The sequence below is a fragment of the Mycolicibacterium lacusdiani genome (genome assembly GCF_021916785.1).
GTDB classification, from domain to species: domain Bacteria; phylum Actinomycetota; class Actinomycetes; order Mycobacteriales; family Mycobacteriaceae; genus Mycobacterium; species Mycobacterium lacusdiani.
The window spans coordinates 94,765-107,386 of the sequence record NZ_JAKCFC010000009.1; the positions used below are offsets into that span (position 1 = coordinate 94,765).

The window sequence follows — 12,622 nt, forward strand, 5'->3', positions numbered from 1 at the left end:
GTGCTCAGCCTGGACCGATTCCCAGCCGCTATCGGAAGAACCGGCGTCGTGACTTGGCTTCGTAGTCGACGAATGTGGTTCCTTTCGAGCCGTGAACTCATACCTGACCCGACGCCAGGCACTTGGCGGACTGCTCGCCGTCGGCCTGTTGGCGAGCGTCCCGCGCACCGCGCTCGCAACGCCTTCCCCAGACACCGGCACCATGGATCTGAAGGCCATCGAGGACCGCCACCGCGCCCGAATCGGCGCTTACGCCGTCGACCTCGGGACTGCCGCGACGGTTCGACACCGCGCCGACGAGCGTTTTGCGATGTGCTCGACTTTCAAGGCCTACGCCACCGGACGCGTGCTTCAGCTCGTCGATCAGGGCCGACTCGATCTACGCACCCCCATCCCGGTCAACGTTGCGGACATCGTCGCCAACTCGCCAGTCACCGAGCAGCGGGTCGGCGCCACGATGGCGCTGGCCGAGGTGTGCGAGGCAGCCCTGACCCGCAGCGACAACGCCGCCGGCAACTTGCTGTTGCGCACGATCGACGGACCGGGGGAAGTGACGGCCTTCGCCCGCAGCCTCGGTGACGACCAGACCCGCCTGGACCGTTGGGAAACGGAATTGAACAGCGCCATACCAGGAGACATCCGCGACACCACGACACCGCAGGGACTCTGCTGGGGCTACCAGCAGTTGCTTACAGGAACAGCGCTGAGTCCATCGACGCGAGCCACCTTGAACGGTTGGATGCGGGCCAACGTCACCTCCGGACCGCGATTCCGAGCCGCCGTGCCAGCCGGGTGGACGACCGCGGACAAGACCGGAGCCGGAGATTACGGATCCACCAACGACGCCGGTCTCCTACTCGGACCGACCGGACAGCGCGTGATGGCAGTGGTCCTCACCCGCTCCATCGACGACCAGAAGGACACGCCACCGCTCAACGCTGCGATCGTCGACACCGTGCGACTCATCCTCGACGGCTTCGGCTACCACTGACCGACCAACCGACCCCCGGGCCCGTCGGTGGGCGCCACCAGAGACGGCGCGACCGCGGTCCTGCGTGCGCTGAAGCACGCCACCTTCGTCGGCACTGCACCCACGGGGTGCGCTCCTGCGCGTGATGTGACACCGAACCCGGGAGTGTTCTTCGCGCGAACACACGGCCGCAAGGCCTTCGCAAGTGATCAGAGAACGGTTCGGGAACATCGCCACGTTCGTCGTATGCGCCGAAGGAACACGCCGACGGTACCGGCTCCGCCGTTCCGGGGGCCGTCCGTCGCCCGCACTGAAGGAGTTCGAGAGTCGGTCGGTAGGAACGTTGCGCCATGGAGTCATTCAGTGGTGAGTGGCGGTCGTCATCAACCCAGGCTTGAGGACCGTTCTCCCGCAATTGATTTTGCGGCGGCATCGGACGTAGCGCCCGCGGTTGCGGGCTCCGCAGGCGGTTGCCGACTGCCGAGTTCGGGCGAGCAAGCGCACCGTTGACGACGGCCCCTGAGCCACAGCGTGTGTCGACCCTTGGCCCTGTTGGCGGTAGCTCACGTTCTACGCCGCAGGATGCCATCAGCGGCACTGCGGAGCGTATGCACCTCGAAGGCAAACCGCTCACGGTCGCCTGGAAGGGCACGCTCGAATGAGAGTCCATTGACCACGGTGCTCAGAAACCGCGCCTGCACATCAAGATCGCCGGAGGCCGGCGCTCCCTCGTCGCGCAGAACGCCGAGCCAACGCGCGATGCGGTGCACAGTGAGACGTTCGAGCGCGAGAAAGGCATGGGTGGCGTCGGCCGTCGGCGGCGATGCGACGTACGCGTCGTATATCGCGCGCCAGTGCTCGCGAGCCCGCTCGCCCGTCCCCACCTGCGATAACAGCATCTGCAAGCAGGCCACCAGACGGTCGCTCGGATCGCCCGCGGTGTTCTGCATTGGGTCGTCGGGGATGTCCAGGTCGTAGATACCGGCGATCACAGTGTCAACTAGCGCCTGCTGAGTCGGGAAGAAGTGGCGGAGCGACCCCACGCTCACCCCGGCGCGCGCGGCGACGGCGCGCACACTCAGCCGCGACGTCGGATCCTCGCCGAGCATCGTCGCCGCAGCGATCAGAATCTTGTCTCGCGTGCCCTGCTTCTTGGGCTCGGTCACTGGTCAGTACCTCCACCCCTGTTCTAGCACACTGTGCTACCTTGATCCGCATGGCTAGTACGGTGTACTAGTACGGTGTGACACGACACCCCTTCGAGGTTCTGATCCAGTCGGATCCCAGAGCTGCCGCTGCCATGGGAGTCCCAGCCACGAGTCCCGGCGATCAACCGCCGCGATCACCGAGGAGCAAGAGTTGAAGACGATGACCCAGCCCTGGATCCTGCAGGGCGATGACCCCGCACCCACGCCGCGGGTCCCGGCCGGCGTCGAGTATCACCGCGTGTACGCAGGACAGCGCGGCATCCTGCGTGGCAGCGTGGCCATCGCGCTGCTCGTGGTGGGATTGATTGGCTTCGCAGTGCTGCTGGACGGGATGTCGGTGATCCTCGACCGGGAACTCTTTGGACGTTCTGGTCCCTCGACACCGTTGAAGCAGGCAGCCGGTGCGCTGTCGTTGGCGTTGTTGATCCCGTATTGCATGCTGCTGCAGCGGTTGCTCTACGGCGTCCCGCCGAGGTCGTTGCACTCCGTGGCGGGTCATTTCCGCTACGGAGTGTTCGGCCGCGCGCTGCTGGCGTTTGGACCCCTGGTGCTGGTCGTCGTCGCCGTCTGCGTCGGCGCCCTGGACGAAGGTGGCACCGTCCCATGGGCACCAGCGGATCTGGTGGCGTTCTTCGTCATCGGCATGGTGCTTACCCCGCTCGCCGCAGCCGGTGAAGAGTATGGCTTCCGCGGCTTGATGTTCCGCGTACTCGGCGGCTGGACGAAGGGGGCGCGGTCCGGCGCGGTCCTCGGCGTCGTCGTGACCACTGTGCAGTTCTCACTCGCACACGGCGCGCTCGATCCGTTCCTGCTGACGTCCTACCTCGTGCTGTTCTCGTCGATGGCGATCGTCACCTGGCGCACCGGCGGCCTCGAGGTCGCCGTCGTCCTCCACGGCGTCTACAACCTGGCGTTCCTCGTGCTCGGCACGACCCTGCACCTCGACATCGGCGCCCAGCTCGCGAATCGAGGCGACGCGGTCGGCTCACTGGCGAACCTGATGCCCAGCGCCGCATTGGTGCTCGTCACCGCGTTCGTCTGGTGGATGACCCGCAAGAGTGGGCCAGCGCGCACGCCTGCGGCCTACCCGGCGACGGGACCACAGCAGTGAGCCCGAGCTGGAACGAACGTCGGCTCGCCAAGCGTGTGAAGCCAGGTGACGGGCGCCCGCTCAAGCCCTTCCGCTGGTGGCAGATGACAACACGGTCGGTCATGTCGATCGCACTCCCCGTCGACGGCCGACAGGTCATGCACACGATCGAGGTCAAGCACGGCGGCGACGCTGAAACAGGCGTCGTACGGGCGGGGCTCTACCTCGATGGGAGGCTGCACGCGCAGTCGAGGGTCCCCGCTCGATTCCCCGTTCCGCACGGGCACATCGAGGTCCGCACCAGCCAGTTAGGCCTACGCCGCTGTCACTTGGTCGCCCACGACGGCACCGAGCGGCGACTCGAGCCCGATCCGAGGTCCGCTGAGGGGCGGCGATGCGTTTCGGGCGCGAGCATCCCGTCGCCAGTGGAGCCATCGGTGCGATTTCGGTGCTCGTGCTGCTCACCGGACTTGGGCTCAACATGCTGCAGGCCGCCGAGCCGATCTCCGACATTCCCTTCGTCGCAGACACATTCGGCTCCTTCGACTCGCCCTTACACCTTCCGGTGTGGCTCAACCTCGCGTTCGGGTTCGGCGCGGCAGTCGGCGCAACGGAACGTGCAATGCAAATGCGCTACCACTGGCTGCTCGACAGCGGTGCCGGCACCTGACACTCGCAGACAACCCGCTGTCGCACCACCGACAACCTCGCCAGCGCCACCCATGCTGCAGCGGCCCCCCGGCTCGAACTGCGCCTAGCGGTATGCGGCCGTGGCGGACTGACGAACTTCTTCGCTTTGCGAGTTTCCGACGGATTCCTGGAACTTGCGTCCACTCGGAGGTCTTCTTCTCGTCACCACGCCACGCCGTAACCAACGTCGGTGGTCAGTACACCTAGGTCGCTGCCTGCTCCCGCACGCCGTAGACCCGCTCCATCAGGGCGGTGTCGGTGTGGATCTCTACGCGAACCGTCTTGCCGGCGCGCATGGTGAAGACGTCGGCGTTGTGACCGGTCTCGCCGTCCACGGACACTTCGGTCAAGGCGACCACGGTGTCACCGTCCGCAACGAGGTGATGCAGTGTCACGGATACGCCCTTGCTCGCCAACGCGCCAAGGTATTGGCCGACTTCGTGCTTGCCGTGATACGTACCGCTGATGGTGCTGTTGCCGGGCTGCACCCACTCCACGTCATCGTCGAATAGGTCCATGATCGTGGCGGTGTCGCCCTGAACGAACGCCTCGTAGCCCCTGCGGATCTGATCGGTGTTGTCGTCTTGCTCGGACATCTTCGGACTCCCCTACGCGTCGGATGAACGGATCGGCCGGCGACGGTCGGGCCAGTTCGGAAGTCACGCGTAGTCGGCTCTCGGATCAGTCTGATCATGCACCGCTGGCTCTGAAGATAGGCCCTCCCCGCGCCGCTGTACAGCCCCCGCGGGGCACTAGTTGGCGAATGCAAAAAGGCTGTGAGCTGGGCATATTTGCCCGTTGCGCAAACACCGCCTTGATCAGCGCCGCTCGCGCACCTTGTAGGACACTGGCCAGGACTCGCGGGATTCGTCACCGGTCAGCGGGACCCCCTTGCCGCCGATCTGAACGGCGTAGGCCTCCATGCCCGCACCGACCTCGCGGTCGGCCTTCTCCTTCGCCAGGTACAGCAGCTCGTCGATGCCGAGTTCCTTGAACGCGACGAACGAGCTGCGCCGCACCGTGTGCGGGCTGGTGGCCTCGGCGACCATGTGGTCGGTGAGCAGCCGACCCGCCAGCATCGCCGCGGCCAGGAGCACGAACGGGATCACCCAGTAGCAAACGAACGACAGCGGCGTCGCGACGTCGAGGACGGTCGCTGCCGGACCGTTCAAGCCCTGCACGATCGGCGGGATCGCCGACGACACCGCCATGCCGGCGAACGCCGCCACCCAGATCCACGTCACCACGGTGGTGATCCGCTCGAACAGATCGCTGTTGAGCACTTCCTTGGGCTGATCCGTCTCGGCGAACTCGCGCACGAACGGCTTGCCCACCACGACGCCGATCAGCGCGACGAGAAAGATGCCCGCACTGCTCAACGGCTGAATCCACCGCTCCATGAACGACTGGCTCGCAATGAACGTCACCACGGTGATTACGAAAAACACTGCGACGGAACCGAATTCGAGCGTGCCGCCCGGCGGCCGGCGCCGCCGACTGACGACGAGCGCACCCACGGCGACCGCGAGCGCCACCAGCACGGCGGCGGTGAAGGGGACGTTGCCCACCAGGATCCAATACACGATCCACGGCGCGAAGCCAGACAGGATTGCCATACCGGCAGTCTAGGGAACCGCCGTTACACTCGGGCGCAGACCTGTCAACCTGTCGAAAACGCCGTTGTGACCGTCGTCACCCGCCGATAGGGTCTATGACCGTGCCCAGAAAACCCAAGGCGCCCCCCGCCTGGCTGATCGACGGCATCGGACGCGTGCGCGCCGCGCTCACCGTCGCGAGCCGGGCCGCCGTGCCCCCCAACATCGCCCTGCTCGAGATGGCCCAGGGCGCATGGCTGACGCAGGCGCTCTACATCGCCGCCGAACTCGGCATCGCCGACGCCCTGCGCGACGGCCCGCGCACCGCCGAGGACGTCGCCCACCGGGTTGGAGCCCGACCCGATCCGACGTACCGGGTGATGCGGGCGCTGGCCGCCAACGGCGTGCTGAAGCTGCGCCGCGATGGCCGGTTCGCCCTGACCCGGGTGGGGCAGGCGCTGCGGTCGGACCACGAGGGCTCCATGGCTCCGATGATCAAGCTCGTCGGGCGCGCCGAGCACTGGGAGCACTGGAGCCACCTGATGCACTCGGTGATCACCGGGCAGACGGCCGTGGAGGCCCTTCGCGGCATGTCGGCCTGGGACTACCTCGAGTCCAATCCCGAGTACGCCGCGGTCTTCAACGACGCGATGACCGGCGTGTCCGCCGTCGCCATCGAAACCGCAGTTCCCCTCTACGATTTCACCGACCGCAGCCTGATCGTCGACGTCGGCGGCGGCCACGGCGCCCTGCTCGCCAAGATCCTGACCCAGACTCCTCGGGCACGGGGGGTGCTGTTCGACCTACCGACGGTCGTCGACGGCGCCCGGCCGCTGCTGGCGGCAGCAGGGGTGGCCGACCGGTGCACCGTCGAGGACGGGTCCTTCTTCGACTCGGTGCCCGACGGCGCCGACGCCTACGTGATGAAGACCGTCATCCACGACTGGGACGACGAGGAGGCACTGGCGATCCTGCGCAACGTCCGCACCGCGATCGCCACGGGCGGCAAGCTGCTGCTGTTCGAGATGGTGCTGCCCGAAGGCGCGCCGCCGCATCCCGGGATGCTGCTCGACCTCGAGATGCTCGTACACGCAGGTGGGCGCGAGCGCACCGCGCGCGAGTACGCAGACCTCCTGGCACGCGGTGGCTTCCGGCTCACCCGCGTCATCGCGACCCCGGGTCCGATGTCCATCGTCGAGGCGCTGCCGGCGTGAGCCCACCGGTTCGTCGGCTCAACGTGTCGTCCGGGTCGCCGTTCGAGGACGAGGTCGGGTACTCGCGTGCGGTCCGGGTGGGTTCGCTGGCGGTGGTCGCGGGCACCACGGCGCCCGGCGGTGACGTAGGCACGCAGACCCGCGAGATCCTGCGCCGCATCGAGGCGGCGCTCGCCGAGTGCGGGGCGGCGTTGACCGACGTCGTACGCACCCGCATGTTCATCACCGACATCACGTCGTGGCGCGAGGTCGCCGTGGTGCACGGGGAGGTCTTTGGCAACGTCCGGCCGGTCGCCACCATGGTCGAGGTGTCGGCGCTGATCGCACCGGACCTGCTGATCGAGATCGAGGCCGACGCCTACGTCGGCGACTGGCCGATCGGCGGGAAACGACCGTCGTCGCCAGGTGCGTAGGCGGTGACTTCCGTCACAGCGCTGGTGGGCAGAGGGCCGTAGAGATGCGGAAAGCGCATTGCCTCGGGATCGCCGGGCACGCCCGGCTCCCAGAGGATCTCGGCACCCAGCGCGTCCGGGTTGCACCAGAGAAGCAGCATGTCGGAGCGCCCGGCGTACAACCGATTGGCGGGCAGGTGCACCTGGCCGGGCGCCGAGAGATGGACGAAACCGGCCTCGCTCAGCGACGGCGGACGGCGCTCCCCCGCGGCGATTGCCTCGTTCCACTCCTCGGCCGTGCACAAGTGCACCAGCAATGCCGAATTCGTGATCATGCGCCCAGTGTGCGGGCCCTGCAACCTGGGTACTAGGTGAGACACGACACACCGGTGAACGTCTGGGGAACAACGCCGAACGCCCAAACGTCTGACACAGTAGAGCTACGCGAGACCGGAGGAGGAGCCATGAACGCAACTCTGACCAGCCCAGAACTAACTCGGGCTGATCGCTGTGACCGTTGCGGCGCGGCCGCCCGCGTCCGAGCGGTACTGCCGTCGGGTGCTGAGCTGTTGTTCTGCCAGCATCACGCAAACGAACACGAGGCCAAGCTCGTCGAGTTGGCTGCGGTGATCGAGGTAAGCCCGCTCGAATCCTGACGGATTCGCGCGCCCGCACGGGCATGAACGCTGCGCGTCGGGAATGCTGGTCTGGACATGACTGACCAGCCTTCCCGCGTGAAGCCTTCCAAGCACTATCTCTTGCGGGTCTTCAAGCGAACTCTGTCGAAGAGTTGGGACGACTCGATATTCGCGGAGTCCGCACAAGCTGCGTTCTGGTGCGCTCTATCGCTTCCACCCCTGCTGCTCGGAATGCTCGGCAGCCTGGTCTACGTCGCCCCGCTGTTCGGGCCGAACACACTGCTCACCATCGAGAACCAACTGATCGCCACCGCCGGCAACCTGTTCTCGAGCAACGTCGTCAGCGAGATCATCGAGCCGACGATTGCGGACATCGTGGCGGGCGCCCGCGGTGAGGTCGTGTCCCTGGGGTTCATCATCTCGCTGTGGGCCGGGTCGTCGGCGGTGTCGGCATTCGTGGACTCGGTCGTGGAGGCGCACGACCAAACCGACCTGAGACACCCTGTGCGACAACGCTTCTACGCGTTGGGGCTCTACATCATCATGCTGGTCGGGATCGTCGCGATGGCGCCGTTCGTGGCGCTCGGGCCGCTCAAGATTGGTCAATACATCCCACAGAGTTGGGACAACGTCCTGCGGTTCGGCTACTTCCCAGCGCTGTTCATCGGACTGGTGATCGTGATGACCCTGCTCTACCGGGTGTCGCTGCCCCGGCCACTACCCACGCAACGCCTCGTCTGGGGCTCGGTGCTGGCCGCCACGGTGTTCCTGGTTGCGACCCTGGGACTGCGGATCTACCTGACCTGGATCACCGGCACGGGCTACACGTACGGCGCACTCGCGACGCCGATCGCGTTTCTGCTGTTCGCGTTCTTCCTCGGCTTCGCCATCATGATCGGCGCCGAACTGAACGCGGCGATCCAGGAGGAGTGGCCCGCCCCCGAGACCCACGCGCGCCGGTTGCGGGGCTGGCTCGAGCAGAAGGCCGAAGCGAGGTCGGGTGGCGCGCAAGGGGTCTCCGACGTCGGCTCGCACGCCGGGGAAGCCAACACCGCCGCGGCCCCCGACGCGCCTGCCGCTACTTCTTGAGCGACTCGTACACCCGCTTGCAGTCCGCGCAGACCGGCGATCCGGGCTTGGCTGACTTGGTCACGGGGAACACCTCGCCGCACAGCGCGACGACGTGCGTCCCCATTACCGCGCTCTCGGCGATCTTGTTCTTCTTCACGTAGTGGAAGACCTTGGGGGTGTCGTCGTCGGTACCGTCGTCGACCTGTTCGTCGGTGTCCGTGCGTTCGATGGTCTCGGTCTGCATGACCCCATTGTGCCCGGCAAGAGTTCGGTAAGAAACCGGATCGTTTCAACGGCGTCCAGTGTGGAACAGTGAAGTAATGAAACACGGCGAAGAGCTGAGTTTCGACGACGATGGTCGGCCGGTTCTCATCACTCGTGCGGCAATTCCCTACGAGGAGCAGCACCGTGAGCGGGTGCGCAAGTACCTCAAGATCATGTCCTTCCGCATCCCCGCTCTGCTGCTCGCTGCCGGTGCCTACGGCATCTGGCACAACGGACTCATCTCGCTGGCGATCCTGGTCGCTTCGATTCCGCTGCCCTGGATCGCCGTGCTGATCGCCAACGACCGTCCTCCGCGCACGGCCGAGGAACCTCGTCGCTTCGACAACCGGCGCAAGATTCCGCTCTTTCCCACTGCGGAACGGCCGGCGCTGCAGGGTTACCGCGCACCGATCCCCCAGGCCGAACCGGCGCCGCCGCGGTCCGACGTTCCCGACTGAGGAAGATCTTGCCCACTTCTCAGGACATTCTCAGGTCGAGGGCGAAAAACTGCAGCTCAGGACGTGTGTAAGCGGCAATCCCGGGGAACTCTTTGGACCATCACGACGTTGTAGTCCATGACAGTTCCAGCCGAGCAGGAGGCCTTGAATGGTTGCCACCGCAAGCCGTATAGATTCCGATTTGGACAGCCAGAGCCCAGCCGCCGACTTGGTGCGCGTGTATCTGAACGGCATCGGCAAGACCGCCCTCCTGACGGCTGCCGACGAAGTCGAACTGGCCAAGCGCATCGAAGCGGGTCTGTACGCCCAGCATCTGCTGGCGACCAAGAAGCGGCTCGGCGACGCACGCAAGCGCGACCTGGCGGCAGTGGCCCGCGATGGTGAGGCCGCCCGCAGGCACCTGCTGGAGGCGAACCTCCGACTGGTCGTCTCGCTGGCGAAGCGCTACACCGGCCGCGGCATGCCGCTGCTCGACCTGATCCAGGAGGGCAACCTCGGCCTGATCCGCGCGATGGAGAAGTTCGACTACGCCAAGGGTTTCAAGTTCTCGACGTACGCGACGTGGTGGATCCGGCAGGCGATCACGCGTGGCATGGCCGATCAGAGCCGCACGATCCGGCTCCCCGTCCACCTCGTCGAGCAGGTCAACAAGCTGGCACGCATCAAGCGCGAGATGCACCAGAACCTCGGCCGCGAGGCCACCGACGAGGAGCTGGCCGAGGAGTCGGGCATCCCGGCCGAGAAGATCGCCGATCTGCTCGAGCACAGCCGCGATCCGGTGAGCCTCGACATGCCGGTCGGCAGCGACGAAGAGGCACCGCTCGGTGACTTCATCGAGGACGCGGAGGCCATGTCGGCCGAGAACGCCGTCATCTCCGAACTGCTGCACACCGACATCCGCCACGTGCTGGCCACTCTCGACGAGCGCGAGCAGCAGGTGATCCGGCTGCGCTTCGGGCTCGACGACGGTCAGCCCCGCACGCTGGACCAGATCGGCAAGCTGTTCGGGCTGTCCCGCGAGCGGGTCCGTCAGATCGAGCGCGAGGTCATGGCGAAGCTGCGCCACGGCGATCGCGCCGAGCGGCTCCGCTCGTACGCCAGCTGACACCAGCGCCGAGAGGCGCGCACCCACACCACCGTTGATGCCCGTCGCGACCCCGCGGCGGGCATCACAATGTGACGCGAACGCGATGGACTCCAGATCAGCGTCCGTCACCGGTAGACTCGGCCGCGACGGAGGGCGGCACCATGAACGATCTCATCGACACCACCGAGATGTATCTGCGGACCATCTACGACCTCGAAGAAGAGGGCGTGGTGCCTCTGCGCGCCCGGATCGCCGAACGCCTCGAGCAGAGCGGCCCGACCGTCAGCCAAACCGTGTCCCGCATGGAGCGCGACGGCCTGCTGCACGTGGCGGGCGATCGTCACCTCGAACTGACGGAGAAGGGCCGCGCGCTGGCCGTCTCCGTGATGCGCAAGCACCGGCTCGCCGAGCGGCTCTTGGTCGACGTCATCGGGCTGCCCTGGGAGGAAGTCCACGCCGAGGCCTGTCGCTGGGAACACGTCATGAGTGAGGACGTCGAGCGCCGGCTGGTACGCGTCCTCGACAACCCCACGACGTCGCCGTTCGGCAACCCGATCCCCGGCCTGTCGGATCTGGGCGTCACGCACCCCAACGCCGAGGACATGAACCTGGTGCGGCTCACCGAACTACCGGTGGGCTTCCCGATCGCGGTTCGCGTCCGCCAGCTGACCGAGCACGTGCAAGGTGACATCGGACTGATCAGCAGGCTCAAGGATGCCGGCGTGGTTCCGAATGCCCGTGTGACCGTTCAGGTCGGCGAGCACGGCAGCGTCATGATCGTCATCCCGGGCCACGAGCAGGTCGAACTTCCCCACGACATGGCCCACGCGGTCAAGGTCGAGAAGGTCTAGCCGGCCCGTCGGTCGAAGGGCTGACGCGGCGGCAGCGATACGCCGATCCGCGCTGCCACCCGGAACCCGCTGAGCCCGAGTTCGCGGATCTGTTCGGGGCGCATCCCCCGCTGCAGTGCCTCGTCGAGCATCCGGGCCATCTCGTGCGTCGGATCGCAGTCGATCGCCGCGTCCAGCGAGATGCCCGCCAGCGGGCCGTCGCCACGGGCGTAGGCCGAGAACGCCAATAGCACCAGCGCGTCGGCGCGCCACGGGCTCGGCAGGCTCCGCGCGAGCGTGGACCACAGCGACTCCCCCTGTGCCGCCTTCGATCCCACCGCCAACGCGTACAACACGTCGCGCACGTGTGGATTGCGTAGCGCACACGCCAGACGTGCGGCATCGGCGTCGGACGGCCGCTCCCCCCGCGCCGCCGCGGACGCGGCGACCATCGCCGCCTCGACGTCCTCCCGCGTGGCCGCGTCGTCGCGCGGCCGTCCAGCCCGCGACGCCATCGCCTCGACGATCGCGACCTCGAGCGCCGCGGTGTGGTCCGCGTCGGAGATCGCGATCACGTCCTGCAATTCGGAGCGGCGCCGGTAGAGCCGACGGCCGTCCAGCACGGCGGCTGCGGCCACCGGCGAGGACGACGGGTCCTCGACGGTCCCACCGCGGCCGCACCCGTCCGCGCAGTGCCATCGCGCACCGGCGGCGATCCGTTCGACGACATGGATGTCGCGCAGCTCGATGCCCTGGCCGTCGAGGGCGTCGGTGAGTGCGTCGGCGAGGAACCGATGGTCGTCGTTGCACATGCGGCAGCCCGCACCCAGCTCGTCCACGATCACGGCTATGGCCGCATCTGGTGCTCCCCTGGTGGCCACCTCGGCCAGGTGCGCCAGCTCGCCCTCGAGGTCCGGGCCGAGAACCGCGGCGAGGTCCGCGCGCATCACGCAGCCCAGCTCCCCGCGATCGAGGGTGACCAGGATGAGCGACTGTTCGGGGACGAAGCCCAACACGGCGGGCAGCGCGGCGATCAGCGCCCCGGGTCGGTTTAGGTGGAAGTCGGAGTCGGGTGAGGTCGTCATGGACCAAGGTCACCGCATGGCACCGTCGAA

Annotated in this window: 16 protein-coding genes; 10 read left to right on the forward strand and 6 right to left on the reverse strand. The window is 67.0% G+C overall.

Translation table 11 applies throughout. From position 1 onward, the window contains the following. The first annotated feature begins 91 nt into the window (after positions 1 to 91). Positions 92 to 991, forward strand: coding sequence for a class A beta-lactamase (gene bla, locus LOK44_RS23230; RefSeq protein ID WP_237572450.1), 900 nt, complete (start codon positions 92 to 94; stop codon positions 989 to 991). A 542-nt stretch (positions 992 to 1,533) separates the two neighbouring features. Here bla and LOK44_RS23235 read toward each other — a convergent pair. Further along, positions 1,534 to 2,136 carry a TetR/AcrR family transcriptional regulator gene (locus tag LOK44_RS23235; RefSeq protein ID WP_237572451.1) on the reverse strand — a complete coding sequence of 201 codons (603 nt, stop codon included), beginning with the start codon at positions 2,134 to 2,136 and terminating at the stop codon, positions 1,534 to 1,536. 202 nt (positions 2,137 to 2,338) lie between these two features. On the opposite strand from LOK44_RS23235, the gene LOK44_RS23240 reads away from it, so the two are divergent. Continuing rightward, a complete protein-coding gene (locus LOK44_RS23240; protein ID WP_237572586.1) occupies positions 2,339 to 3,289 on the forward strand; it encodes a CPBP family intramembrane glutamic endopeptidase in 951 nt (316 codons plus the stop codon). Between the two features lie 373 nt (positions 3,290 to 3,662). Further along, positions 3,663 to 3,938 carry a hypothetical protein gene (locus LOK44_RS23245; protein WP_237572452.1) on the forward strand — a complete coding sequence of 92 codons (276 nt, stop codon included), beginning with the start codon at positions 3,663 to 3,665 and terminating at the stop codon, positions 3,936 to 3,938. Positions 3,939 to 4,161: 223 nt separating this feature from the next. On the opposite strand, the gene LOK44_RS23250 is transcribed toward LOK44_RS23245, so the two are convergent. Together LOK44_RS23250 and LOK44_RS23255 are read right to left on the reverse strand one after the other, a co-directional pair. Beyond that, entirely contained in the window at positions 4,162 to 4,554 is a 393-nt protein-coding gene (locus tag LOK44_RS23250) for a nuclear transport factor 2 family protein (protein ID WP_237572453.1), read from the reverse strand. A gap of 222 nt (positions 4,555 to 4,776) precedes the next feature. Further along, a complete protein-coding gene (locus LOK44_RS23255; protein WP_237572454.1) occupies positions 4,777 to 5,574 on the reverse strand; it encodes a hypothetical protein in 798 nt (265 codons plus the stop codon). A 95-nt stretch (positions 5,575 to 5,669) separates the two neighbouring features. Between LOK44_RS23255 and LOK44_RS23260 the strand changes: the two genes are divergently transcribed. Together LOK44_RS23260 and LOK44_RS23265 are read left to right on the forward strand one after the other, a co-directional pair. Then, entirely contained in the window at positions 5,670 to 6,767 is a 1,098-nt protein-coding gene (locus LOK44_RS23260; RefSeq protein WP_237572455.1) for a methyltransferase, read from the forward strand. Continuing rightward, the gene (locus LOK44_RS23265) at positions 6,764 to 7,180 is read left to right on the forward strand and encodes a RidA family protein (RefSeq protein WP_237572456.1); all 417 of its coding nucleotides are present in this window, start codon (positions 6,764 to 6,766) and stop codon (positions 7,178 to 7,180) included. Before LOK44_RS23260 ends, LOK44_RS23265 begins: the two co-directional genes overlap by 4 nt. Here LOK44_RS23265 and LOK44_RS23270 read toward each other — a convergent pair. Continuing rightward, positions 7,126 to 7,494: a DUF952 domain-containing protein gene (locus LOK44_RS23270; protein WP_237572457.1), complete on the reverse strand. Its 369-nt coding sequence runs from the start codon at positions 7,492 to 7,494 to the stop codon at positions 7,126 to 7,128. The two genes, LOK44_RS23265 and LOK44_RS23270, sit on opposite strands and share 55 nt — an antisense overlap. Positions 7,495 to 7,623: 129 nt before the next feature. On the opposite strand from LOK44_RS23270, the gene LOK44_RS23275 reads away from it, so the two are divergent. Both LOK44_RS23275 and LOK44_RS23280 read left to right on the forward strand, forming a co-directional pair. Beyond that, on the forward strand, positions 7,624 to 7,815 hold the full coding sequence (locus LOK44_RS23275) for a DUF7455 domain-containing protein (RefSeq protein WP_163917984.1): 192 nt from the start codon (positions 7,624 to 7,626) through the stop codon (positions 7,813 to 7,815). Positions 7,816 to 7,872: 57 nt separating this feature from the next. Beyond that, on the forward strand, positions 7,873 to 8,886 hold the full coding sequence (locus LOK44_RS23280) for a YihY/virulence factor BrkB family protein (protein WP_237572458.1): 1,014 nt from the start codon (positions 7,873 to 7,875) through the stop codon (positions 8,884 to 8,886). Here LOK44_RS23280 and LOK44_RS23285 read toward each other — a convergent pair. Further along, positions 8,876 to 9,112, reverse strand: a complete 237-nt coding sequence (locus tag LOK44_RS23285; RefSeq protein WP_237572459.1) for a DUF3039 domain-containing protein — start codon at positions 9,110 to 9,112, stop codon at positions 8,876 to 8,878. The two genes, LOK44_RS23280 and LOK44_RS23285, sit on opposite strands and share 11 nt — an antisense overlap. Positions 9,113 to 9,188: 76 nt before the next feature. Between LOK44_RS23285 and LOK44_RS23290 the strand changes: the two genes are divergently transcribed. The 3 genes from LOK44_RS23290 to LOK44_RS23300 all read left to right on the forward strand — a co-directional run bounded on the left by LOK44_RS23290 (position 9,189) and on the right by LOK44_RS23300 (position 11,528). Next, positions 9,189 to 9,590, forward strand: a complete 402-nt coding sequence (locus tag LOK44_RS23290) for a DUF3099 domain-containing protein (RefSeq protein ID WP_237572460.1) — start codon at positions 9,189 to 9,191, stop codon at positions 9,588 to 9,590. 148 nt (positions 9,591 to 9,738) lie between these two features. Next, positions 9,739 to 10,695, forward strand: a complete 957-nt coding sequence (locus LOK44_RS23295; RefSeq protein WP_163917988.1) for a sigma-70 family RNA polymerase sigma factor — start codon at positions 9,739 to 9,741, stop codon at positions 10,693 to 10,695. A 143-nt stretch (positions 10,696 to 10,838) separates the two neighbouring features. Further along, the gene (locus LOK44_RS23300) at positions 10,839 to 11,528 is read left to right on the forward strand and encodes an iron-dependent transcriptional repressor DtxR (protein ID WP_163917989.1); all 690 of its coding nucleotides are present in this window, start codon (positions 10,839 to 10,841) and stop codon (positions 11,526 to 11,528) included. On the opposite strand, the gene LOK44_RS23305 is transcribed toward LOK44_RS23300, so the two are convergent. Next, positions 11,525 to 12,592, reverse strand: a complete 1,068-nt coding sequence (locus LOK44_RS23305) for a DUF4192 domain-containing protein (protein ID WP_237572461.1) — start codon at positions 12,590 to 12,592, stop codon at positions 11,525 to 11,527. The genes LOK44_RS23300 and LOK44_RS23305 overlap by 4 nt on opposite strands. Positions 12,593 to 12,622: the final 30 nt, after the last annotated feature.

What these genes read in the sequence shown, in the direction of transcription:
- LOK44_RS23280 (WP_237572458.1), top strand. Translation starts at nt 7,873, where the DNA reads ATGACTGACCAGCCTTCCCGCGTGAAGCCTTCCAAGCACTATCTCTTG.
- LOK44_RS23305 (WP_237572461.1), bottom strand. Translation starts at nt 12,592, where the DNA reads ATGACGACCTCACCCGACTCCGACTTCCACCTAAACCGACCCGGGGCG.
- LOK44_RS23245 (WP_237572452.1), top strand. Translation starts at nt 3,663, where the DNA reads ATGCGTTTCGGGCGCGAGCATCCCGTCGCCAGTGGAGCCATCGGTGCG.
- LOK44_RS23295 (WP_163917988.1), top strand. Translation starts at nt 9,739, where the DNA reads ATGGTTGCCACCGCAAGCCGTATAGATTCCGATTTGGACAGCCAGAGC.
- LOK44_RS23300 (WP_163917989.1), top strand. Translation starts at nt 10,839, where the DNA reads ATGAACGATCTCATCGACACCACCGAGATGTATCTGCGGACCATCTAC.
- LOK44_RS23255 (WP_237572454.1), bottom strand. Translation starts at nt 5,574, where the DNA reads ATGGCAATCCTGTCTGGCTTCGCGCCGTGGATCGTGTATTGGATCCTG.
- LOK44_RS23240 (WP_237572586.1), top strand. Translation starts at nt 2,339, where the DNA reads ATGACCCAGCCCTGGATCCTGCAGGGCGATGACCCCGCACCCACGCCG.
- LOK44_RS23275 (WP_163917984.1), top strand. Translation starts at nt 7,624, where the DNA reads ATGAACGCAACTCTGACCAGCCCAGAACTAACTCGGGCTGATCGCTGT.
- LOK44_RS23285 (WP_237572459.1), bottom strand. Translation starts at nt 9,112, where the DNA reads ATGCAGACCGAGACCATCGAACGCACGGACACCGACGAACAGGTCGAC.
- LOK44_RS23260 (WP_237572455.1), top strand. Translation starts at nt 5,670, where the DNA reads ATGACCGTGCCCAGAAAACCCAAGGCGCCCCCCGCCTGGCTGATCGAC.
- LOK44_RS23290 (WP_237572460.1), top strand. Translation starts at nt 9,189, where the DNA reads ATGAAACACGGCGAAGAGCTGAGTTTCGACGACGATGGTCGGCCGGTT.
- LOK44_RS23270 (WP_237572457.1), bottom strand. Translation starts at nt 7,494, where the DNA reads ATGATCACGAATTCGGCATTGCTGGTGCACTTGTGCACGGCCGAGGAG.
- LOK44_RS23250 (WP_237572453.1), bottom strand. Translation starts at nt 4,554, where the DNA reads ATGTCCGAGCAAGACGACAACACCGATCAGATCCGCAGGGGCTACGAG.